The sequence below is a fragment of the Pseudonocardia sp. D17 genome, from assembly GCF_036984265.1.
Taxonomy (GTDB): domain Bacteria; phylum Actinomycetota; class Actinomycetes; order Mycobacteriales; family Pseudonocardiaceae; genus Pseudonocardia; species Pseudonocardia benzenivorans.
In genome coordinates this window covers 34,919-57,239 of the sequence record NZ_BPRG01000216.1, presented here as the reverse complement: position 1 = coordinate 57,239, position 22,321 = coordinate 34,919, and the positions used below count along the sequence as shown (strand labels likewise).

Sequence of the window (22,321 nt, the reverse complement as noted above, 5' to 3'; positions counted from 1 at the left end):
AACCTGGGGCTCGGGTGGCCTCGATCACCGGATCGGTCCATTCGGGTCGCTCACCTGCGACGACAGGTGGATTCTCAGCGTGTGGAGAGGGAACGAATGCCTGATCCGTCCACATCGGGCGGGCTCGCCGCGATGCGGGTCGACTACGACATGCCCCCTTTCGACGTCCGCGACCTCGCCCCCACGTGGCACGAGCAGCTCGTCGCCTGGCTCGCCGCGGCGGCGACGGCGGGCCTCCCCGAGCCCAACGCCATGGTTCTCGCGACGGCCGACGAGGCGGGCGTGCCGTCGTCGCGCACCGTGCTGTGCAAGGGGGTCGACGCGCGGGGGGTCGTCCTCTACACCAACCTCACGTCGGCGAAGAGCCACGACATCCGCATGACGCGCGTCGCCTCGGCGACGTTCCCGCTCTACGCGATGCACCGGCAGGTGCACGTGCGCGGCGGCGTCGAGGAGGTGTCGACGGCCGAGTCCGACGCCTACTGGGCCACCCGGCCGCGCGGCTCGCAGCTCGGGGGCTGGGCGTCGGCGCAGTCGAGCGTCGTGGCCAGCAGGCTCGCGCTGGAGGACGCGGTCGTCGCCGCCGACCGTCGGTTCCCCGGCGAGGTCCCGCGCCCGCCGCACTGGGGCGGCTGGCGGATCGTCCCCGATCGGGTGGAGTTCTGGCAGGGCCGCCACGACCGGCTGCACGACCGGCTGCGTTTCGAGCGCGACGGCGACGACCACTCGTGGCGGGTGCGCCGGCTCGCCCCGTGATCGCGCCGGCGACGGGCCGGGCGGGCGTGACGTCGGTCTCACCGGCCGTGCGACCAGGTGCTCCCTGGGCGGTTCGTGCCCTCTCGGGCGGTTGGCGGTGCCCGGGCTCGGGAACGATCAGGCGCGTTCGTGTCAGTCTGGCCGGGTGATCGTGCCCGGCCCCGAGGAGACCTCCCGGCGCAGCTCCGGTCCGGAGCCCGCCACCCGCGACCTGCGGACGCCGCCGTCGGGCGGGGATCCGGCCGGCCCGACCGATCGGTTGCGCACCAACGGGTCCGAACCGCCGACCCGCCGGCTCGCGCCCGGGCCGACGCGGCGACTCGGTGCGGTCGTGCGGGCCGTCCTCGCCGACACGACGCCGCTGCGCACGCCCGCCTACCGGCGGCTCTGGGGCGCGGGCGTCATCACCGTCATCGGCGCGCAGCTGTCGGTGGTCGCCGTGCCGACGCAGATCTACCAGCTGACGGGATCGTCGGCCTACGTCGGCCTGACGGGTCTGTTCGGCCTCGTGCCGCTCGTCGTGTTCGGGCTGTGGGGCGGCGCGATCGCCGACGTCATGGACCGGCGGATCCTGTTGCTGCTCACCGGGGCCGGCATCGCGGCGACGTCGCTGGCGCTGTGGGTCACCTCGGCGACCGGCGTCGGCAACGTCTGGGTGGTGCTGACGCTGTTCGCGGTGCAGTCGGCGATGCTCGCGATGAACCAGCCCACCCGCAACGCCGTCATCCCACGGCTGATCCCGGCCGACGAGCTGCCCGCGGCCAACGCGCTGAACATGACGGTCTTCCAGCTCGGCGCCGTCGTCGGGCCGCTGCTGGCCGGTGTGCTGATCCCGGTCGTCGGGCTCTCGACGCTCTACCTGATCGACGCGTGCGCCCTGCTCGCGACGCTGTGGGCGACGTGGATGCTGCCGCCCGTCCCGCCGGGCGAGGTCGGCACGCGGCGCCGGGCCGGCCTGCGCAACGTCCTCGAAGGCTTCCGCTACGTCTCGACGAAGAAGGTGCTGCTGGTCTCGTTCCTCGTCGACCTGGTCGCGATGGGGTTCGGGATGCCCCGCGTGGTGTTCCCCGAGATGGCGGAGAAGACCTTCGGCGACCCGCCCGGCGGCGGTATCGCGCTCGGCCTGCTGTTCGCGGCGATCCCGGTCGGGATGGTCGCCGCGGGGCTGTTCTCCGGCTGGCTGCAACGGATCCGCCGCCAGGGCATGGCGGTGACGTTCGCGGTGATCGTCTGGGGCGTCGGGGTGGCGCTGTTCGGGCTGACGAGCTCGCTGTGGCTCGCCGTCGTGCTGCTCGCCGTCGCGGGCGGGGGCGACCTGATCAGCTCGGTCTACCGGAACTCGATGTTGCAGTCGGTCGCGACCGACGAGATGCGCGGCCGGATGCAGGGCGTGTTCATCGTCGTCGTGGCGGGCGGTCCGCGGCTCGCCGACCTCTGGCACGGGTCCGCCGCGGCGGCCGTCGGCCCTGGTCCGGCGGCCACCATCGGCGGCGTGGCCGTCGTCGTCGGGGTCGTGGTCGTCGTGCTCATGTTCCGGGAGTTCTGGACATATCGGGGTCCCGTCGCGGGCTCGTCCACGACCGCGGAGTGACGCACGTCCATCTCGGTCGAACGCTGCGGATCCGTCGGAGCGGTCTAGCGTTGGCGGTGGGTTGACACGACACCGCACATGACGATTGTGAGAGGGAACCTCCACATGGCCACCGAGTCCGCCGGCGACAGCGCCGTCCTGCACTATCCAGGCGGCGACTACGAGATGCCGGTCCACGCCGCGTCCGAGGGCGCCGCGGCGTTCGACGTCAGCAAACTGCTGGCGAAAACGGGTCTGACCACGTTCGACCCCGGCTTCAACAGCACCGCCGCGTGCGCCTCCGCGATCACCTACATCGACGGTGACGCCGGGATCCTCCGCTACCGCGGCATCCCCATCGAGCAGCTCGCGGAGCGGTCGAGCTTCCTCGAGGTCAGCTACCTGCTGATCTACGGGGAGCTGCCCACGCAGGCCCAACTCGACTCGTTCACCAGCAACATCAGCCGGCACACCCTCCTGCACGAGGACCTGAAGAACTTCTTCGACGGATTCCCGCGCGACGCGCACCCCATGCCGGTGCTCTCCAGCGCCGTCAGCGCGCTGTCCACCTTCTACCAGGACAGCCTCGACCCGTTCGACGACGACGCCGTCGAGCTCTCGACGGTGCGCCTCATGGCCAAGGTCTTCACGATCGCGGCGTACGCGTACAAGAAGTCCGTCGGCCAGCCGTTCCTCTACCCGGACAACTCCCTCGGTCTGGTGGAGAACTTCCTGCGGCTGACGTTCGGCTTCCCGGCCGAGCCCTACGAGATCGACCCGGTCATGGCCAAGGCCGTCGACACGCTGCTGATCCTGCACGCCGACCACGAGCAGAACTGCTCGACCTCGACGGTCCGGCTGGTCGGCTCGTCGCAGGCCAACCTGTTCGCCTCGATCTCCGCCGGCGTCAACGCGCTGTTCGGCCCGCTGCACGGTGGCGCCAACCAGGCCGTGCTCGAGATGCTCAGCCGCATCAAGGACGTCGAGGACGGCAACGTCGACGCGTTCGTCGACCGGGTGAAGAACAAGGAGCAGGGCGCGAAGCTGATGGGCTTCGGGCACCGCGTCTACAAGAACTACGACCCGCGCGCGAAGATCGTCAAGCAGAACGCCGACGAGGTCCTCAAGGCCCTCGGTGTGAGCGACCCGCTGCTCGACATCGCGATGAAGCTCGAGGAGAAGGCGCTCGCCGACGAGTACTTCATCGAGCGCAAGCTCTACCCGAACGTCGACTTCTACACCGGCGTCATCTACCGGGCCATGGGCTTCCCCACCCGGATGTTCACCGTGCTGTTCGCGCTCGGGCGGCTCCCCGGCTGGATCGCGCACTGGCGGGAGATGATCAGCGACCCGCAGACCAAGATCGGCCGCCCGCGCCAGCTCTACACCGGGCCGACCGAGCGGAACTACGTGGACATGAGCGACCGCTGACGTCCCCGTGAGTGGCGATGATCGCCGGGGCGACCATCGCCACTCACGACCGGGCCGGCGGCGTTCGCCGCGCGACCCTCCCGGTGCGCCGCTAGCGTCGGCGCATGGGTGCCGACTCGGTCGTGTGGTTCCGGCGTGACCTGCGCGTCCGGGACCAGCCGATCTTCCTCGCCGCGGCCGACAGCGGTCCCGCGGCCCTCGCGCTGTTCGTCCTCGACCCTGCGCTGCTGGACCCGTCCGGTCCCGCCCGCCGCACGTTCCTCTATGGCTGCCTGCGCGCGCTGGACGATGCGCTCGGGGGCCGGCTGCTCGTCGTGCGCGGCGATCCCGCCGACGTCGTGCCCCGCGTCGCCGCGGCCGTCGGCGCCGGCACCGTGCACGTCGCGGCCGACTTCGGGCCCTACGGGACCCGCCGCGACCAGGCGGTCGAGGAGGCGCTGGCCGTCGACGGCCGCGAGCTCGTCCGCACCGGGTCGCCCTACGCCGTCGCGCCCGGCCGCGTCACCAAGGACGACGGGGACCCCTTCAGGGTCTTCACCCCGTTCCGCCGGACCTGGTCCCGGCAACGCCGGCGGGGCCCCGCCGACACCTCCGCCGCGACCGTCCGGTGGATCGACCCCTCCGACGAGGGCTCCGGCCCCCGCGCGGTGCGCATCCCCGACGACGAGCCCCTCGACGCCGCCCTGCCCGACCCCGGCGAGGACGCCGCGCACCGGCAGTGGAAGGCGTTCCTGTCCGACGCCGTCGACCGCTACGGCGAGGACCGCAACCGGCCCGACGTCGAGGGCACCTCGCGGATGTCGGTGTACCTGAAATGGGGCTGCATCCACCCGCGGACGATGCTGCACGACCTGTCCCGCCACCGGTCCGGCTCCGCCGAGACGTACCGCACCGAGCTGGCGTGGCGCGAGTTCTACGCCGACGTCCTGTTCCGGCGGCCCGACTCCGCCCGCCACAACTACGACCGGGCGTTCGACGCGCTGCCCAGCGCCTCCGGGAAGCGGGCCGACGAGCTGTTCGCGGCCTGGCGCGAGGGGCGAACGGGCTTCCCGATCGTCGACGCCGGGATGCGACAGCTGCGCGCACAGGCGTGGATGCACAACCGGCTGCGGATGATCGTCGCGAGCTTCCTGGTCAAGGACCTGCACCTACCGTGGTGGTGGGGCGCCCGGCACTTCATGCAGTTGCTGGTCGACGGTGATCTGGCATCCAACCAGCACGGTTGGCAGTGGACGGCCGGCAGCGGCACCGATCCCGCGCCGTACTTCCGGATCTTCAACCCGGTCACGCAGGGGGAACGCTTCGACCCCGACGGCGATTACGTCCGACGCTTCGTCCCGGAGCTCGCCGACGTCCCCGGCAGGGCCGTCCACCAGCCGTGGAAGCTGCCCGACGGGATTCCCGACGGCTATCCCGAGCCCATCGTCGACCACCGGGCCGAGCGCGACGAGGCTCTCGCCCGCTACGAGCGGGTCAAAGCCGCGCGCCGCTGAAGGAGCCGATCACCGCCCCTTTAGGCTCGGGTGACGTCCGGAACGGAGGCACCCATGGCCGACGAGTCGAACCGGCGCCGACGCCGGTGGATCATTCCCGCGTTGTTGATCGGTGCCGGCGGCGGCTGGCTGGCGTACCGACGTTTCTCGACGACGACCCCCGCCCCGCCGAACCCCGGCGACGGCGTGGCCGCCACGGCCTCCGGTGCTCCGTCCCCGGCCGGTCTGCTGCCACCCGAGCCCACGTCGCGGGCGGCGTCCGAGAACGCGGCCACACCGCTGCGCGCGACCTCGGCGGTGCCGACCGCGACGGCACCGGCCGCGGACCGACGCACCGGGGACCAGCACACCGACGGAGCCGCGCACGAGACGGCGTCGGGAGCGCCGGCCGCGGGGGAGTCGGTCGGGGAAGGGCCGGCGCCCGAGGAGTCGGCCGCTGGAAAGACGGCGGCCGCGGAGAAGACGGCCGCGGAGAAGACGGCCGGGGAGAAGACGGCCGCGGAGAAGACGGCTGCCGACAGGGCGGCCGAGCAGGCCGCGGTGCAGAAGGCCGCGGCGGCGGAGAAGGCCGCGGAGACGACGGCCGTGGAGCCGACGGCGGCGGAGAAGACGGCCGCGGAGAAGGCGGCCGAGCAGGCCGCCGTGAAGAAGGCTGCGGCGGCGGAGACGGCGGCCGCTGACGACGGCGTCGCGAAGAGTGCCGCTCCCGCGGCTGCCGCGTCCCGGACGCCGGAGCCCGCCTCCGACCGCGGTTCCGCCGCCAAGGGTCCGTCCGGCAGGGCTGCGTCCGGCACGCGTGCTTCTGACAAGGCCGCGTCCGGCACAGCGGGGTCCGGCACGGCGGGGTCCGGCACGGCGGGGTCCGGCACGGCGGGGTCTGGCACGGCGGGGTCCGGCACGGCGGGGTCCGGCACGGCGGGGTCCGGCACGGCGGGGTCCGGCACGGGCGCGTCGAGCACGGCTGCTGCCGGCAGGGCCGCGTCGGGCAAGGCCGCCCCGGACGACACCGCGTCCGGCACGGGTGCATCCGGTGCGGCCGCTTCCGAGACGTCGGCGTCCGGCAGGGCCCCGTCCGGCAGGGCCGGGTCGGGCAAGGCGACCTCCGCGCCGACCCGACGCGGCAAGGGCGCGCGCACGGCTGCGGCGCAGCCTCTCGCCTCGGCGCCGGTCGCGGTGCAGGAGGCCGAGTCCGCACCCGGGGCCCCCTACGGACCGGGCTCGGCGGCGCCGCTGCCCGACGGCTCCGCGCCGGGCCCCGAGTACACGATCAAGGGCAACGCCGGGTCGATGCTCTTCCACACCCCGGAGAGCCCGTACTACGGCCGGACCAAGGCCGAGGCCTGGTTCTCCTCGCCGGAGGCCGCGACCCGGGCGGGCTTCACCGAGTGGAAGCCCAAGCGTCGCAAGGGATGACCCCTTCGTCGGGCAGCCGCCGGCCGATCGCCTGGGCCCTGCGCCGCGCTGCGGCTCCGCGGCCGGCCGAGCCGTGCGCCGTCGTCGGCCGGGTACACGAGCGCCTCGACCCGTCGAGCGCGTCGGGGAGCAGCGCGTGCCCCGCCGTGCCCGGGAGCCGCGCGCTCCCGGACGACGCGCGCCCGACGTCGGTCACCCTCACGGTCGGCCGCCCACACGGCGTGCTGTCACAGGATCTCGAGCCTGCCGCGCTGCGACCGTCCTGTCCCCGCTCGCATCGGTGAGCGCGCGGACGAGCACGCGGCTCCGGCGCGATCCCGGCCGGACCCCGGCGCTCACGACGAGGGGCGGGCGAACGGCGCGCAGCCCCCTTCGAGCAGGTCGTAGGCCTGCTGGGTCTCGGCGATCGCGGTGGGCACGACGTCCTCGGTGCTCGCGCCCGCGAGGATCCGGCGCTGCGACGTCTCACCGAGCACCCGCTCGGTCACGACGACCTGCGCGGCGACGACGGCGGCGACGGTGCGCCCGGCCTCGGGCGCCGCGTCGTGCAGTGCGGTGGTGAGGGCCGCCTCCGAGGCCTGGGTGTAGGCCACCATGCCGGCCAGCAGGGCGGGCGTGGCCTCGAGGAGCCGGTAGAACGCGACGACGCCCGGGTGGTCGTTCACCCCGGCCGCCGGGTCGCGGCGGTCGATCGCCGCGAGGCGGCGACGACGCAGGGCCGCCAGTGGGGACTCGCCGGGCGCCCGCTCGCGGACGGCGACGGCCGTGTCGTCGGCGTGGTCGGCGAAGCGGTGCAGGACGAGCGCGTCCTTGGTGGGGAAGTAGGCGAACAGGGTCCGCTTGGACACCTCGGCGGCGTCGGCGATCTCGGCGACGGAGACGTCGTCGTACCCGCGCTCGAGGAACAGCGCGATCGCCGCCTCGGAGATCGCCGTCCGCGTCCGGGCCTTCTTCCGCTCTCGGAGTCCGGGTTCCGCCACAGCCGAACTGTACCCGGTTGAATTCTGCACTCGGTTTACTTATCCTCCAGGTGTGGAAATCCTGGAGACGGACGTACTGATCGTCGGAGCCGGCCCGACCGGTCTGATGCTGGCGATCGAGCTGGGCATGCCGGGCGTTCAGGTCGAGATCATCGACCGGGCACCGCAGCCCCACGGGCAGTCCCGGGGCGGCGGGGTCAGCGCGCGGACGTGCGAAATCCTGGACATGCGTGGCCTGTACGCGCCCATGGAGGCGCGGGCACTCCCGCGCGAGGGCGCGACCGGCCACTTCGCGGGCCTACCGCTCGACCTCGACGTCGCCGCGTGGGCCACCCGGCACCCGGGCGGGCTGGCCATCCCGCAGGACCGGGTCGAGGCCGTTCTGGCCGAGCGGCTCGACGAGATGGGCGTCCGCGTACGCCGCGGCGCCGAGCTTGTCGCGCTCTCCGTCCAGGGCCCCGAGGGCGCCGCGGGCGTCGCCACGATCGGCGACCCCGACGGCACGACCACGACGGTCGCGGCGCGCTTCGTCGTCGGTGCCGACGGGGCGCACAGCCGGGTCCGGTCGCTCGCCGGGATCGACTTCCCCGGCCACCCGGCGACGATGTCCGCGGTGAGCGCCGACGTCGAGCTCGACGTCGTGCCCGACACGATCCCGCGCACCATCGGCCACATCGCCGGTCACACGCGGATCGCCGGCGGCTACTGGATGATGGCGAACTCGCTGATGGAGCCGGGCGCCGACGCGTTCCGGGTCGTCTTCGGCATCGCGGGTCCGGCCGTGGAGCCCGAGCGTGACCGGGCCGTCGACCCCGAGGAGGTGCGGGTCGCGCTGGCGGCGGTCCACGGGCCCGACGCGCGGCTCCGGCGCGTCCGGTGGGCCACCCGGTTCGGCGACGCGACGCGCATTGCCGCGACCTACCGGCGCGGGCCGGTCCTGCTCGCGGGCGACGCCGCGCACATCCACCCGCCGCTGGGCGGGCAAGGGCTCAACCTGGGCGTGCAGGACGCGATGAACCTCGGTTGGAAACTGGCGGCAGAGCTCACCCGGGCCGCGCCCGAGGGCCTGCTCGCCAGCTACGAGGCCGAGCGCCGCCCCGTCGCCGAGTCGGTGATCAGGTCGGTCCGCGCGCAGCGTCTGATCATGTCCCCGACGCCGGGCACGGACGCCGTCGACATGCGCGAGCTGTTCGCGCGCATCGCCGCGCTGCCCGAGGCCAACCGCTACCTGGCCGGCATGGTCAGCGGGCTCGACATCCGCTACCCGATCGAGGGCCCGCCGCCGGTCGGCTCCCGGATGCCGGATCTCGACCTGCGCACTCCGGACCACACGCGGGTCAGCGACCTGCAGCACGACGGGGCGGCCCTGCTGCTGGACCTCGGCGTCGCCGGGGACGCGGTGCCGGGGGCGCGCCACGTCGTCGCGACGACCGAGGACCCGCAGTTCACCGGCCGCCGTTTGCTCGTCCGCCCGGACGGCTACGTGGCGTGGGCGGGCCACTCCGGCAGCCACCCCCGGACCCTCGACGACGCCCTCGCGACGTGGTGCGCCCCCCACTCTCTCGCGAGTGGCAATGGTCGCCATGGCGACCGTTGCCCCTCACGGGGTCAGGCGCGGGTGCGCAGGGCCTCGCGCAGCCCGACACGGGAGCCGGTGCGCAGCACGGAGTTCTTGTAGATCCGTGCGGCCAGCAGCACGACGCCGACGATCGCCAGCACCGTCAGCGCGATCGCCACGAGCACCTGCCACATCGGCGCGACGCCCATCGCCGCGCGGGCCGGCATCAGCGTCGGCGAGAACAGCGGGATGAACGAGAGGATCGCGCCGAGGGTGTTGCGCGGGTCGTTGGGCAGCACGCTGACGGCGAAGATGAACGGGATGAACAGCGGGAACATGATCGGCGCGACCGTGGACTGCAGCTCCTCCTGCCGCGAGACGAGCGAGCCCGCGGCCGCGTAGATCGACGCGTAGAGGAAGAACCCCAGCAGGTACCACACGACGGCCGAGACGAGTGCGCCCGCCGCGGCGGTCGGGATCGTCAGGATGCCGACACCTAGCGCGCCGACCAGCCCGATCCCGCTGAGGATCAGCAGCTGCACGAGCCCGACGAGCCCCAGCCCGAGGACCTTGCCGCTCAAGAGGTGGACGGGTCGGATCGTCGACAGCAGCAGCTCGACGACGCGGCTGGACTTCTCCTCGACGACGCCCTGCGCGACCGCGTTGCCGTATCCGATCAGCGACATGAACAGCAGCACGGCGACGACGATGGCCAGCACGAGGCGTTGCCCGCGTTCGGGATCGACGGGCACCTGGGTGTCGATCGCGACGGCCCCGCGGGCCGCGACGGCAGCCGGATCCTGGCCGGCGGCGGTGAGCGCCTGGGTGAGCGTCGTCTGTTGCACGGCGGTGGAGACGAGCCGCTGCAGGTCGGAGTCGACGGTGTCCTTGCCCAGCAGCGAGTACGTGCCGGGCCCGCCGTCGAACAGCGCGTCGAGGTCACCGTCGGCGACCTGGGCCTCGCCCGCGGCGCGGTCGACCTGCGTGATCGTGAGCGTGCGGTCCTCGGCCCGGGCCGCGGCCTGCAGCGCGGGTTCGAGCGACACCGTCGACGAGGTGACGCCGAGGGTGTTGCTGGAGCTCTGGCTGCCGATGAAGCTGAACAGCGCGATGTAGATCGCGAAGATGACGATGGTGACGACGAGCCCGATCGCGAAGCTCTTCGACCGGATCTGGGTGGTGAACTCGCGGCGGGCGACGAGCAGGACGGCCCGGCCGGGCGTCAGCGGGGCGGTCACGACTGCTCCTCGGTGGCGACGGGCGCCGCGACGACGTCGCGGTACAGCTCGGTGAGCGGTGGCCGGAACGGGCCGAACTCGTGAACGGGCCCGGCGGCCAGCGCAGCCCGCAGGACGTCCTGGTCGGAGGCCCCGGTGAGCTCGACGCGGGTCGTCCCCGGCGCGGTGGCGACGACCCGCACCCCCGCGAGCCCGTCGGCCCACCCCGGCGGGGGACCGGTGACGTCGATCCGCTCGACGGAACCGGTGCGCAGCTCGTCGACGGTGCCGACGGCGACCATCCGGCCCCCGGCGATGATGCCGACGCGGTCGCACAGCCGCTCGACCAGGTCGAGCTGGTGGCTGGAGAAGATCACCGGCACCCCCGCGTCGGCCTTCTCGCGCAGCACGGCGCTCATCACCTCGACGGCGACGGGATCGAGCCCGGAGAAGGGCTCGTCGAGGACCAGGACCTCGGGATCGTGCACGAGCGCCGCCGAGAGCTGCACCCGTTGCTGGTTGCCCAGCGAGAGCTTCTGCACCTCGTCGCGGATTCGTGACTCGACGCCCAGCCGTGCCGTCCACCGCTCGACGGCGGCGCGCGCGTCGGCGGCGCCGAGGCCGTGCAGGCGGGCGAGGTACTCCAGCTGCTCACCCACCTTCATCTTCGGGTAGAGCCCGCGCTCCTCGGGCATGTAGCCGATCCGGCGACGCACGTCCGCGTCGATCGGTCTGCCCTTCCAGCGGACCTCCCCGGCGTCGGCGGAGAGCACGCCGAGCACGATCCGCATCGTCGTCGTCTTGCCGGCGCCGTTGCTCCCGACGAACCCGAAGAGCTCGCCCGGCTGTACCGCGAAGGTGACCCGGTCGAGCGCCTGGACCTGGCCGAACCTCTTGCTGATCCCCCCGATCTCCAGCATGCAGTCGACCTTAACGAGGGGAGGCGCCCGGTGCGGCCCGGGTGTCAGAGGCTCTGCCGGACCGTCCGGTCGAGCAGCGCGGGGAAGTGGTCGCGCCAGTACGAGCGGGCCTCGACCAGGTGCACGCGCATCGCCTCGGTCGCGGCGGCGGCGTCGCGGACCGCGATCGACTCCACGATCGCGTCGTGGGCGTGGCCGAGTGCCTGCCGACGTGACGCCGGGTAGTCCACGGTCAGGCTCGCGTCCTCGAGCAGTGACTTGACGGAGTCGATGAAGACGCGCAGCACGGCGTTGCCGGACAGGTCGGCGATCCGGGCGTGGAAGAAGGCGTTCTCCCGCAGCATCACGTCGTGGTCGTCGGGTGCCTCGAGGATGCGTGCCGCCGATCGCCGCAGCTCGTCGACCGCCTCGTCGGGGCGGCGCAGCGCCGCGAGCCCGGCCGCCGCCGGCTCGATCGCCTCACGGGCGACGAGGATGTCGTCGAGCGTCGCCCGCTGGAACGCCAGGACCAGCGCGAGCGGCGCCGCGAAGTCGGCCGTCCCGGGATGGCGGACGACCGGTCCACCGTTGCGGCCCAGGCGGATCTCCAGTACGCCCCGGTCCTCGAGCAGCCGCAGGGCCTCACGCAGGGCGGGCCGGCCGACACCGAGATCGTCCATCATCTCCCGCTCGGTGGGCAGCGGTGCCTCGGCGGGGAGCTCGCCGTCGAGGATCGAGAGGGTCAGCTCCCGGGCGACCACCTCGGCCACCTTCCGCCGCCGGGCCTCCGGCGCACGCCCGTCGGTCACCGCACGCCCTCCCTCGTCACCGCTCGACCGTAGCCGCGTGGACGTCGACGGGTCGGCGTCGCCGCGACAGCAGGACCACGGCCACGACGATCACGCCGGCGACCGCAGAGAGTATGACCGAGCGCAGCAGCACGAGGACGACCGGCGCGATCATCGTGACCCGTGCCCACGTCGGCAGCCGGCCGAGCAGCCAGCCCTGCGTCGCCGCGACGGTCGCCACCACGCCGACCACGGTCGACAGCACCGTCAGCCCGGTCTCCGCGAGGGAGAACGGTCCCTGCAGGACGAGCGTCGGGTAGAGGGCGAACAGCAGCGGGACGATGTAGGCGAACATGCCCACCCTCGTCGCCGTGAGCATCGTCTTCCACGGGTTCTCACCCGCGATCCCCGCGGACACGACGACGGTGACCGCGGTCGGCGGCGTGAGGTCGGCGAGCACCCCGTAGTAGAAGATGAAGAAGTGCGCCGCGAGCGGCGGGACGCCGAGCTCGATGAGCGCCGGCGCGAGCAGCACCACCAGCATGATGTAGGTCGGGACGGTGGGCAGCCCCGCGCCGAGGATGAGCGCGGCGACCATCGTGATGATCAGCAGGACGAGCAGGTTCCCGCCGGAGACGGCGACCAGCAGGCTCGCCAGGCGGTCTCCGATCCCGGTGAGGCTGAGCGCTCCGACGACGATGCCCGCCGTGGCGACCGCCGCGACGACCGGCAGTGTCAGCAGGCTCGTCGCCCGGCAGACGGCGAGCCCGAACCGCAGGACGTGCCGCCGGACCTCGGGCAGGGTCAGGGCCAGGACGATGGTCAGGCCCGCGGCGTAGAGCGCCGAGAGTCCGGCCGGGAGCTTCAGCACCGCGACGAGCAGGATGAGCACCAGGAGCGGGGTGACCCGGAACCAGTTCTGCGCCAACGTGTGCCGGGCCGTGCGGATCTCGTCGGTGCCGATCGGGGGGATGCCCTGGGCGCGGGCGTAGGAGTGCACGTAGAGGAACGTCGCGACGTAGTAGATCGCCGCCGGAATCGCGGCCGCCGCGATGATCTCCCCGTAGGGCTTGGCGAGCAGCTCGGCGATGATGAACGCGGTGGCGCCCATGACCGGCGGCACGAACTGGCCGCCGACGGAGGCCACGGACTCGATCGACGCGGCCACCCGGGGCCGGATGCCGGACCGGATCATCATGGGGATGGAGAACGGCCCGATGGACGCGGCGTTGGCCACGGACGAGCCCGAGATCGTCCCGTAGAGGCTCGAGCCCACCACCGCCACCTTCGCCGGGCCGCCGCGGAAGCGGCCGAAGGCGGCCGTCGCGAACGACGACAGCGCCGCCGACGCCCCGGCGCGCTCCAGCACGACCGCGAAGAACAGGAAGATGAACACGTAGTCCACGGAGGCGCCCGTCGGCGTCCCGAATATCCCGTCCGTGCCGAGGTACATGGTCGACACCGCGCGGTTGAGTGAGTACCCGCCGTGGCCGACGGCGCCGGGCAGGTAGTGGCCCAGGAAGATGTAGGCGAGTGCGAGGCCGCCCAGGATCGTGAGTCCCCAGCCGAGCACCCGACGGGTCCCCTCGAGCACGATCAGCACCGTGACGACGCCGAGGATCGCGTCGGTGCGGTCGACCAGACCCGTCTTCGTGAGCAGCCGCGACGCCGACTGGAACAGGTGGACGGCCTGGGCCACGGCGAAGACCGCGATGCACACGTCGAGGACGTCCAGCGCGGTACGCAGCGCGCGGCGGCGGCCGTCGACGGCGATCGGGAACCACAGGAACAGCAGCGCGAACCCGCCGCCGATGTGCAGCGCCCGGCGTTGGAAGGGCGCGGGCCAGCCCTTGTACGCGATCCACAGGTGGAACAGGGTGTATGGGACGGCCAGGGCCACGAACGCCACCTGCCGCCAGCGCGGCCGCTCGCGGGCGACCGCCTCGGCCGGGACGTCGTCGGCCCGCGTCTCGACGACGTCTGGTTCCGCGCTGCTCATGCTCGGCACTCCTGGTCGAGGAAGGTCGCGACGGTCGCGGCGAACTCGCCGGGCCGGTCGAGGTGGGACAGGTGCCCGCCGTCCACCGTCGTCACCCGGGCGTCGGGGAGCAGCGCGGCGAGGGCGTCGGTCGCCGCGGCCGGCACGCGGTCGTCGTGCCGGCCCGCCACGACGAGCGTGGGCCGCTCGATCCGCGCGGCGTCCGCTCGCAGGTCGACGGTGTAGACGGCGGCGGCGGCCTCGACGAACCGGGCCGGGTCCATCGCCGTGGCGGCCGCCACGAAGAGGTCGCGGCACTCCCGCGGTGCGTCCGGGCTCAGTACCGCGTCGGCCCGGGACGCGGCCCACACCGCCGGGTCCGGCAGCGCCGCGACCCGGCGCCGCTGGTCGGCGAGCCGGGCGTCGCCGGTCGGGAGGTACGCGAACGTGTGCGCGAGGACGAGCCGGCGGACGGCCGCGGGTACCCGGGTTGCGACGAGCTGCGCGACGACGCCGCCGAGCGACACCCCCAGCAGGTCGACCGGTCGCGCCTGCGAGGAGACCACGGCAGCGACGCGGGCCGCGGCGTCGGTGAGGTCGAACCCGTGGTCGGCGCCCGTGCCGCCGTGCCCGGGGAGGTCGAGTGCCAGGCAGCGGCGGCGCGTGGCGAGCACGCGCACGACCGGGGCGAACACGCGGCCGTCGAGGCCCAGGGAGTGCAGCAGGACGAGCGGGGGCGCGTCGTGGTCGGCGGCGGTCGTCCAGGCCGCCACGGCTCCGCCCGGTGCGTCGAGCCGGGTGCGTTCGGTGCGGGGGTCAGCCACGTCCACCGCGCAGGACCTCCGCGACCTCGCGCCGCAGCTGCTTGCCGGCGGCGGTCTTGGGCAGGCTCTCGACCAGCCGGATCTCGCGCGGGACCTTGTACGTGCTCAGCCGGTCACGGCAGTGCCGGAGCAGCTCGGTGAGGTCCGGCGTGCCACGCGGCACCACGGCGGCGACGACCCGGTCGCCCCACTCGGCGTCGGGGAGGCCGACCACCACCACCTCGGACACCCCGGGATGGGTGTAGAGCACCTCCTCCACCTCGCGCGGGTAGACGTTGTAGCCCCCGCAGATGATCACGTCCCGGCTGCGGTCGACCAGGTACAGGTACGACTCCGCGTCGAGGTAGCCGACGTCGCCGGTGCGGACGTACCCCGCGTCGTCGACGGGCGACCCGTCGCGTTCCCAGTACCGCGACATGGTCATCGGGCCCCGGACGCAGACCTCGCCCGTCTCGCCCGTGGGCAGCTCACGACCCTCGCCGTCGACGATGCGGACGTCGACGGTGCTGTACGGCCGGCCGGCCGAGCGCAGCAGGTGCCTCTCGCCGTTCATCGCGCGCCGGTGGTCCTCGACGGTCAGCGCGCTCACCGTCGCGGGTGCCTCGGTCTGCCCGTACGTCTGCGACAGGATCGGGCCGAACCGGTCGAGCGCGCGGGTCAGCACGACCTCCGGGATCGGCGCCGCGCCGTAGATGATCTGGCGCAGCGTCCCGAGTGCGGCCGGCTCCAGGTCGAGGTGGTCGAGGAGCCGGTGCAGCGCGGTCGGCACGCACTTGACGACGGTGACGCCGTGCTCCGCGATCGTGCGCACGACCTCGGCCGGGTCGAACCGCGGCAGCACGACCTGGGTGCTTCCGCGCATCACGCACGGGAGGACGAACACGTGGGCGCCGTGCGAGAGCGGCTGGGTGTGCAGCAGGACGTCGGACTCGCGGAGGTCGCAGAGGTCGAGCAGCACGTTGGTGGCCACCCAGAGCTGGTGGCCGTGGGTGCGCAGCGCTCCCTTCGGGCGGCCCGTCGTCCCGCCCGTGTAGCGCAGGGCGAGGACGTCCTCGTCACGGACGACGACCGCCTCCGCGCGCGGGCCGGTGGCCGACGGCAGCTCGTCGAGCACAACGCCGACGAGCCGGTCCAGGCCCGCCGCGGCGGCGCGGCGGGCGCTCGCACCGTCCGCGAGCAGCAGGGACGGGCGGCTGTCGCGCAGGACGAACGCGATCTCCTCGTCCGAGGAGCGGGGGTTGACCGAGACGCGGGTGACGCCGGCCAGCGCGCACCCGAAGTCGGTCACGACGCTCTCGACGCTGTTCTCGCGCAGGTCGGCCACCCGGTCCCCGACGCCGAGGCCGCGCGCCCGCAGCCCGGTGGCGAGTCCTTCGGCGCTCGCCAGCAGCCCGGCGAAGGTGACCGACGCGGACGGTGACACGACGGCCGTCCGCTCGGGCCAGCGGCGCGCCGCGCGGCGGAGGTAGTCCGCGTAGGTGATCACGTCGTCTCCGCGGGCAACGCGCTGCGTACCGCCGGGATGACCTCCGTCCCGAACAGCTCGACCGACCGGCGCACCTCCTCGTGGGGCGCGCCGCCGAAGTCCATCTGGGTGATGATCAGGTCGGTGTCCAGCGTCGCATGCAGCTTGACGACCCGCTCCGCGATCTCGTCCGGGGTGCCGAAGAGGGTGCGCTCGCGCAGCTCGGCGTCGGTCGGCTCGTCCTCGATCACGTCGGAGTGCACGATCCCGCGCTCGTACCGGACGGTGTCGCGACGCAGCCTGCGGGCGAGCCGGAAGGTGTAGCGGCACCGGTCGGCGAACACCCGCCAGGCCTCGTCGCGGTCCTCGCCCTGGGCCAGCACGCGCGTCTGCCGGTTCAGCGCGTAGCTCCAGCGGTCGTCGGAGCGCCCTGCGGCCCGGCGTTCCTGCAGGTAGAGCTCATGGTCGGAGAGGCCGCGCTGGTTGGTGACCCAGTTCGCCGAGCCGAACACGTGGAAGTCCGTGGTGGCGGCCCACCGGATGTTGTCGTCGCTGGTGACGGCCACCCAGATCGGCGGGTGGGGTCGCTGCACCGGCTTGGGCAGGACGTTGACGGCCTGCTGGGTGACCCAGGTCGGGCCGGCGAGCTGGAGCTCGTCGGTCGTCCATGCCCGGAGCAGGACGTCGAGCGACTCCTCGAAACGCGCCTGGCGGGTGTCGATGTCCACCCCCAGCCCGCGGAACGCGATGTGCTGGTACCCCTTGCCGATCCCGACGTCGAGCCGCCCGTTGCTGAAGATGTCGAGCAGCGCGAGGTCCTCGGCGAGCCGCACCGGGTTCCACAGCGGCAGCACGACGATGGACAGCCCGATGCGCACCCGGCGCGTCCGCTGCGCGGCGGCGGTCGCGATGAGCACCGGGTTGGGGGAGTAGCCGTAGTTGGTGAAGTGCTGCTCGGCGAACCAGATGCTGTCGAACCCGGCGTCCTCGCAGCCCGTGGCGAGGTCGAGGACCTGGTTGAGCCGCACGTCGTGGGGCATCGAGAAGTCGGGCGTCTGTTGCCAGAACAGGTGACCGAACTGCATGGCGCGTCCTTCCGTCAGTAGCCGGGGATTCCCTTGTCGCGGTAGAAGCGGGCCGCACCGGGATGCGTCGGCAGGACGTCGCTCATCGTGTTCGTCGCGGTGCCGGGGAGGCTGTAGTACGACGCGAGGGGGTGGACCTTCGAGAACTGGTCGAAGTGGGACTCCAGCGCCGTGAGGAACTGGTGGACGAGCTCCTCGCTGGTGTCCGCGCGGGTCACGAGCGTGCCGCCGGAGATCTCCACGGTCGGCACTTCGGCGGTCTGGCCGTCGTACGTGCCGGCCGGCAGCGTCGACGGCTTCCACCACGGGAACTGGGCACTCATCGCCGTGGCCTTGTCGGGGTCGATGCCGACGACGTGCGCCGTCGGCGACCCGGCGAACGCCTGGATCAGCACGGCCGCCCCGGGGCCACCGGCGTACCCGATGACGTCGATGTCGCCTGCCTTCATCCGGTCGGCGCACTCGGTCCACTCCAGGTTGGACAGCGAGAGGTCACCGACCGCCAGGCCGTACGGCGTCAGCAGTTCGCCGAGCATCGCGGTCTGGATCCCGGCGGCCGTGCAGACACGCTTGCCGCGCAGGTCGCCGATCGAGCGGATGTTCGGGTCCAGCGCGGTGACCTGGTACAGGCTCGGATAGCCGTTCATGACGAACCGCAGGTCCTCGGCCGGTGGCTCGTCGGCGAACTCGCCGGAGGCGCGCACCGCGGGATACACGACCCGTGGGTCGGTGAGCCCGAACGTCAGCTCGCCGTCGCGGACCAGCCGGGTGTTCTGCAGGCCTCCCGCGGTGGCCTCGGCGCGGGCGTTCACCCCCTGCAGGTTGGTGTTGACGATCTCGGCCATCCCGGTCGCCAGTACGCCGTAGATCGCTCCCGAGGCCCCGCCCCCGAAGCTGACGTTGCTCGGCAGCCCGCCGTCGGCACCGGTCGATCCGCCGCCGCAGGCCGTCAGCGCGGTCGCCGCCGCGACGGCCGCGATCGCGAGCCGGTACCGCGGTCTGGTCATGGTCTTCATCGAGTGGCCTCCAGGAGCGCCGATGGGGGACGGACGGACGGGCGTGTGCGGGTCGCCCGGGCGTGGGAGAGCGGACGTGGGAGAGCGGACGTGGCGGTGATGCGGGGAAACGGCGGGTCAGGACCGGGGACCGACGGAGATCAAGCGGCCGAGCCCGGGCACGTCCCGCGTCGTCACGCGAACCGTGTCGCCGATGGCGACCACAGCTCCGGGGGGCACCGGAGCCAGGACGAGCGGTCCGTCGTCGAGCTCGACGAGGGCCACCTGGTAGGGCGGTTCGAGGTCGAAGCCGGCGGGCGCGCGGTGCTGCGTCGTCACCGAGTGGACGCGGCCCACGCCGGACGTCTCCGCCCAGTCGGCCTCGCCGCGGGCACCGCACGCCGGACAGACCCACCGCAGGTAGGACGTGCGGTGCCCGCAGCTGCGGCAGCGGGGCGTCACGAGCCGGCCGTCCTGCAGCGCCGCCCAGTAGGGCCCGCCGCGCGGGTCGGCCAACCAGCCGTCGAGGTCGACCGCGCTCATGGCGCCCCCAGCACGAGCGTCGCCTGGGAACCGCCGAAGGCGCCGCCCCCTGCCGCGTGGCAGAGCGCCCAGTCGGCGTCGACCTGGCGGTCACCGGCCTCCCGCCGGAGCTGCCGGACCGCCTCGACGACGAGGAACAGCCCGTAGTAGCCGGGGTGGCAGTGCGACAGGGAGCCGCCCTGGGTGTTCATCGGCAGCCGCCCGCCGGGCAGGGTGACACCGTCGGCGAGCAGCTGACCACCCTTGCCCTTGGGGCAGAACCCGAGGTCCTCGAGCAGGACCAGCGGCAGGATGCTGAAGGCGTCGTAGAGCTGGACCAGGCCGACGTCGTCGACGTCGATGCCGGCCATGTCGAGGGCCGCCGGTCCGGTTCGCGCCGCGAGGGTGTGGGTGAGTCCGGCGGCGCCGAACAGCGAGTACTGCCGGTGTGCCTCGGCCCAGCCGGCGAGCGTGACCGGCCGGGCGTCGCGGCGTCCCGCCCGTTCGACGACGACCGCGGCCGCGCCGTCGGTGATCAGGCAGCAGTCGGCCCGCCGCAGGGGTTCGGCGATCGGGGGCGACGCGGCGATCTGCTCGGGCGTGAGCGGCTCCCGCCTGAGGGCGGCGGGGTTGCGCGTGGCCCACGACCGGTCGGAGTAGGCGACCATCCCGAGCTGGTCGAGCGTGGTGCCGAACTCGTACATGTGCCGGGCGGCGGCGAGCGCGTTGACGCCGATCGGCGAGAGCAGCCCGGCCGCGGCCTCCAGCTGCGCCGAGCGGTGGGCGGCGGGACGGGCGTGTCCCCCGAGGCGGCGCGACCGCGAGGAGGCCTGTGTGCTGGCGTAGACGACGAGCGCGGTGCGGCAGCGGCCGGCCGCGACGGCCTCGGCGGCGTGCATGATCTGCACGACCGGGGACGCGCCGCCGGCCAGCGTCGTGTCGGTCCGGTCCAGGGTCAGCCCGAGGTGCTCGGCGAGCTCCAAGGTCGGCCGGTCGGCCGGGACGAGATCGGCGCCCTTCGCGACGAGCAGCGCGTCGACGTCGGCCGCGGTGAGCCCGGCGTCGTCGAGGGCCTGCAAGGCCGTTTCGACGGCCAGGTCGATCGCCGCCATGCCGCAGTCGAAGGCGACACCGGCCTCCGCGGCACCGGTGATCACGGCACCTGCGGGGAAACCGTCCGAGCTCGGCCCAGGCATGTCCACCTCGTCGTGAGAAAGCCTGTGCAGACTTTAGAAGTCTGTACAGACTTTCGTCAACGCTCGGCGGTGCGCGCCCGGAATCGGATGAGCAGGACGTCTGACGGATCACTGGCCGCGGTCGGCGCCCGGGCGGCCCGTGGCCGCGTTGTCGCAGGGCCCGATCAGGCCCGGTGTGCCGACCCGGCGTTCGCCGTGCCACGAACCGCCCGGATCACCGAGCCCATCGACGGCGGTCCGTCGGACACTCGCTCAGCGGGAGTCGGCCAGCTGCGGCAGCGAGATGCCGTAGCCGCGGATCTTGCGATAGATGGTCGCGCGCGACATGCCGAGCTGGCGGGCCGCCTCGGCCTTGTTGCCGTCGGTGTCGAGCAGCGCGTCGACGATCGCGTCGCACTCGATCGCCTCGAGCGGGGTGAGGACGCGGCGGGTGATCGCGCGGGTCTCGGCCGGGAGGTCGGCCGGGGCGATCGTGCCGGACCGCTTGCGCGCCACGATCTTGCGCAGCACCTGGTAGAGCTGCTCGACGTTGCCGGGCCAGCGGTTGCGCATGAGGACGCGCATCGCCTCCGGGGAGCACGTGAGGTCCGAGCCGCGGGTCAGCCGCGCGATCAGGTGCGGAACGAGCTCGGCGACGTCCTCGATGTGGTGACGCAGCGGCGGCACCTCGATCGTGCGCGGGAACGAGTCCAGCAGCTCGATCATGTCCGCGGCGGTGTCCTCGCGGCCGCGGTCGACCGTCGCCACGAGCCACGGCCGCTCCGGGTCGGTCGACTCGCGGTGCGGCTCCAGCGCGTCGGCCAGCGCACGCATGGCGTCGGGCGGCAGCGTGTCGACGTGGCAGAGCACCAGGGTGCCGCCGTTGCCCGTCTCGAGCTCCTCGCGGACGTCGGCGAGCCAGCGCGGCCCGAAGTCCTGCGCGTCCATGACCCGCAGGTGGGCGGCCGGGTTGCGGAGCTGGTGGGTGGCGCGCGCCAGGGTGCGCTTGCCCGAGCCGGCCTCGCCCTCGAGGACGAGCCACTCCCGCGCCTGCAGGTGCCGGTCGACGGCCTGTACGCACTTGGTCCACAGCGGGCCGGAGCCGACGGCGGCCGGCAGCGCGGTGGGCGGCGGCAGGCTCAGCGACCGGGTCGGGGCCGCCTCCGCCGCGACGAGCTGGACGTGCAGGACGCCGCCGTGGACGCCGTGCTCACCCCAGCTCGGCCGGGTCTGGACGCGGGCGATCGCGCCGCTGGGCAGGTCGACGAGCAGCTGGCGACGGCGGCCGGTCGAGAGCGCCTCGGCGGCGTGCGACAACAGCGAGCTCTGGTCGGCCGGATCGACGAGCTGCCGGGCCTGGTCGTTCATCATCAGCAGGTCGTCGCCGATGGCGAACACCGCGCCGCGGTTGCGCTGGCAGGCGGCCAGGTAGTCGTGCAGCAGGGACAGCTCGCGCCGGCCGGAGTGGTCGAGCAGCGTCTCCTCGATGCGTCGCGCGATGTTGGTCGCGACGGCGACCATCATCCGGTTCGCCTCGCGCCGCCAGCAGGTCAGGTCGATGACGCCGAGCAGCTTGCCGCTGACGGGATGGCGGATCGGGGCCCCCGCGCAGGCGAAGTCCTCGAGGTGCTCGACGTAGTGCTCGTGGCCGAAGACCAGCGCCGGGCCGCGCCCCTCCAGGGCCGTGCCGATGCCGTTGGTGCCGACGTAGCGCTCGGCGTAGCTGAAGCCGGGGGCGAGCCAGATGCGGTCGAGCCCCTGGTTGAGCTTGGTGTCGGTGCTGCGCCGGTCGAGGACGACGCCGTCGTCGTCGCACAGGATGACGCTCACCGGCTCGGTCGCGAGCTGGTCGCTCATCTCGGCCAGGATCGGGCCGGCGGCGCGCGCGAGCAGCGAGTCGGAGTCGAACGCCGTCTCGTACGGCAGATCGAGGTGGTCGACGGGAACCTGGAAGTTCCGCGACCGCGTCCACGAGGCCAGGATGGGGGCGCGCACGACGCCCGGTTCGACGCTCTCGTCGGTCAGGAACGCCGACCGGGCCTCCGCCACACGCGCGGCGGCTGCGCCGACGGGCACCTTGGCTTCCTCGCTTCCGGCGTCCGTCGCCGGCTGCGAGGAGTGGGGGGTCGAGTGTTCCGTCGAGTGGACCAACCGGTTGCCCTCCTGGACGCA

The 22,321-nt window shown here is 73.3% G+C and carries 18 protein-coding genes; 6 read left to right on the top strand and 12 right to left on the bottom strand.

The annotated features are described in order from the left end of the window. Positions 1 to 96: 96 nt before the first annotated feature. The 5 genes from pdxH (at position 97) to PSD17_RS29225 (ending at position 6,663) form a co-directional block, all read left to right on the top strand. Positions 97 to 756, top strand: a complete 660-nt coding sequence (gene pdxH, locus PSD17_RS29245) for a pyridoxamine 5'-phosphate oxidase (RefSeq protein WP_013672815.1) — start codon at positions 97 to 99, stop codon at positions 754 to 756. Between the two features lie 145 nt (positions 757 to 901). Then, positions 902 to 2,347, top strand: a complete 1,446-nt coding sequence (locus tag PSD17_RS29240) for an MFS transporter (protein WP_445261043.1) — start codon at positions 902 to 904, stop codon at positions 2,345 to 2,347. A 105-nt stretch (positions 2,348 to 2,452) separates the two neighbouring features. Beyond that, entirely contained in the window at positions 2,453 to 3,757 is a 1,305-nt protein-coding gene (locus PSD17_RS29235; protein WP_103380716.1) for a citrate synthase, read from the top strand. A gap of 104 nt (positions 3,758 to 3,861) precedes the next feature. Further along, on the top strand, positions 3,862 to 5,250 hold the full coding sequence (locus PSD17_RS29230; RefSeq protein ID WP_339125630.1) for a cryptochrome/photolyase family protein: 1,389 nt from the start codon (positions 3,862 to 3,864) through the stop codon (positions 5,248 to 5,250). A 54-nt stretch (positions 5,251 to 5,304) separates the two neighbouring features. Further along, positions 5,305 to 6,663 (top strand): sunset domain-containing protein, encoded by a 1,359-nt coding sequence (locus tag PSD17_RS29225; protein ID WP_339125628.1) that lies wholly within the window; start codon positions 5,305 to 5,307, stop codon positions 6,661 to 6,663. Between the two features lie 335 nt (positions 6,664 to 6,998). Here PSD17_RS29225 and PSD17_RS29220 read toward each other — a convergent pair whose 3' ends face one another. Then, complete coding sequence (locus PSD17_RS29220; RefSeq protein ID WP_339125626.1) at positions 6,999 to 7,643, bottom strand: TetR/AcrR family transcriptional regulator; 645 nt, start codon at positions 7,641 to 7,643, stop codon at positions 6,999 to 7,001. 52 nt (positions 7,644 to 7,695) lie between these two features. On the opposite strand from PSD17_RS29220, the gene PSD17_RS29215 reads away from it, so the two are divergent. Beyond that, positions 7,696 to 9,321, top strand: coding sequence for an FAD-dependent monooxygenase (locus PSD17_RS29215; RefSeq protein WP_339125624.1), 1,626 nt, complete (start codon positions 7,696 to 7,698; stop codon positions 9,319 to 9,321). Here the strand turns inward: PSD17_RS29215 and PSD17_RS29210 are convergent. The 11 genes from PSD17_RS29210 to PSD17_RS29160 form a co-directional block, all read right to left on the bottom strand. Next, positions 9,252 to 10,439: an ABC transporter permease gene (locus PSD17_RS29210; protein ID WP_013672822.1), complete on the bottom strand. Its 1,188-nt coding sequence runs from the start codon at positions 10,437 to 10,439 to the stop codon at positions 9,252 to 9,254. The genes PSD17_RS29215 and PSD17_RS29210 overlap by 70 nt on opposite strands. After that, positions 10,436 to 11,338, bottom strand: a complete 903-nt coding sequence (locus tag PSD17_RS29205; RefSeq protein ID WP_103380721.1) for an ABC transporter ATP-binding protein — start codon at positions 11,336 to 11,338, stop codon at positions 10,436 to 10,438. The genes PSD17_RS29210 and PSD17_RS29205 overlap by 4 nt, the downstream gene beginning before the upstream one ends. A gap of 44 nt (positions 11,339 to 11,382) precedes the next feature. After that, positions 11,383 to 12,126 (bottom strand): FadR/GntR family transcriptional regulator, encoded by a 744-nt coding sequence (locus PSD17_RS29200; protein WP_013672824.1) that lies wholly within the window; start codon positions 12,124 to 12,126, stop codon positions 11,383 to 11,385. A 16-nt stretch (positions 12,127 to 12,142) separates the two neighbouring features. Beyond that, complete coding sequence (locus tag PSD17_RS29195) at positions 12,143 to 14,104, bottom strand: TRAP transporter permease (protein ID WP_339125620.1); 1,962 nt, start codon at positions 14,102 to 14,104, stop codon at positions 12,143 to 12,145. Next, a complete protein-coding gene (locus PSD17_RS29190; RefSeq protein WP_339125618.1) occupies positions 14,101 to 14,913 on the bottom strand; it encodes an alpha/beta fold hydrolase in 813 nt (270 codons plus the stop codon). The genes PSD17_RS29195 and PSD17_RS29190 overlap by 4 nt, the downstream gene beginning before the upstream one ends. Continuing rightward, positions 14,900 to 16,393: an AMP-binding protein gene (locus PSD17_RS29185; RefSeq protein WP_339125616.1), complete on the bottom strand. Its 1,494-nt coding sequence runs from the start codon at positions 16,391 to 16,393 to the stop codon at positions 14,900 to 14,902. The genes PSD17_RS29190 and PSD17_RS29185 overlap by 14 nt, the downstream gene beginning before the upstream one ends. Beyond that, positions 16,390 to 17,457 (bottom strand): LLM class flavin-dependent oxidoreductase, encoded by a 1,068-nt coding sequence (locus PSD17_RS29180; RefSeq protein ID WP_339125614.1) that lies wholly within the window; start codon positions 17,455 to 17,457, stop codon positions 16,390 to 16,392. Before PSD17_RS29180 ends, PSD17_RS29185 begins: the two co-directional genes overlap by 4 nt. 14 nt (positions 17,458 to 17,471) lie before the next feature. After that, positions 17,472 to 18,464, bottom strand: a complete 993-nt coding sequence (locus tag PSD17_RS29175) for a TAXI family TRAP transporter solute-binding subunit (RefSeq protein ID WP_339125613.1) — start codon at positions 18,462 to 18,464, stop codon at positions 17,472 to 17,474. A gap of 126 nt (positions 18,465 to 18,590) precedes the next feature. Continuing rightward, entirely contained in the window at positions 18,591 to 18,995 is a 405-nt protein-coding gene (locus PSD17_RS29170) for a Zn-ribbon domain-containing OB-fold protein (RefSeq protein ID WP_013672830.1), read from the bottom strand. Further along, on the bottom strand, positions 18,992 to 20,170 hold the full coding sequence (locus tag PSD17_RS29165; protein ID WP_339125610.1) for a thiolase C-terminal domain-containing protein: 1,179 nt from the start codon (positions 20,168 to 20,170) through the stop codon (positions 18,992 to 18,994). The genes PSD17_RS29170 and PSD17_RS29165 overlap by 4 nt, the downstream gene beginning before the upstream one ends. A gap of 252 nt (positions 20,171 to 20,422) precedes the next feature. Continuing rightward, entirely contained in the window at positions 20,423 to 22,225 is a 1,803-nt protein-coding gene (locus PSD17_RS29160) for a sigma-54-dependent Fis family transcriptional regulator (protein ID WP_041760376.1), read from the bottom strand. Between the last annotated feature and the right edge of the window lie 96 nt (positions 22,226 to 22,321).

Excerpts from the sequence above, each read along its gene's own strand:
- pdxH (WP_013672815.1), top strand. The coding sequence starts at position 97 with ATGCCTGATCCGTCCACATCGGGCGGGCTCGCCGCGATGCGGGTCGAC.
- PSD17_RS29235 (WP_103380716.1), top strand. The coding sequence starts at position 2,453 with ATGGCCACCGAGTCCGCCGGCGACAGCGCCGTCCTGCACTATCCAGGC.
- PSD17_RS29230 (WP_339125630.1), top strand. The coding sequence starts at position 3,862 with ATGGGTGCCGACTCGGTCGTGTGGTTCCGGCGTGACCTGCGCGTCCGG.
- PSD17_RS29225 (WP_339125628.1), top strand. The coding sequence starts at position 5,305 with ATGGCCGACGAGTCGAACCGGCGCCGACGCCGGTGGATCATTCCCGCG.
- PSD17_RS29205 (WP_103380721.1), bottom strand. The coding sequence starts at position 11,338 with ATGCTGGAGATCGGGGGGATCAGCAAGAGGTTCGGCCAGGTCCAGGCG.
- PSD17_RS29195 (WP_339125620.1), bottom strand. The coding sequence starts at position 14,104 with ATGAGCAGCGCGGAACCAGACGTCGTCGAGACGCGGGCCGACGACGTC.
- PSD17_RS29180 (WP_339125614.1), bottom strand. The coding sequence starts at position 17,457 with ATGCAGTTCGGTCACCTGTTCTGGCAACAGACGCCCGACTTCTCGATG.
- PSD17_RS29175 (WP_339125613.1), bottom strand. The coding sequence starts at position 18,464 with ATGACCAGACCGCGGTACCGGCTCGCGATCGCGGCCGTCGCGGCGGCG.
- PSD17_RS29170 (WP_013672830.1), bottom strand. The coding sequence starts at position 18,995 with ATGAGCGCGGTCGACCTCGACGGCTGGTTGGCCGACCCGCGCGGCGGG.
- PSD17_RS29165 (WP_339125610.1), bottom strand. The coding sequence starts at position 20,170 with ATGCCTGGGCCGAGCTCGGACGGTTTCCCCGCAGGTGCCGTGATCACC.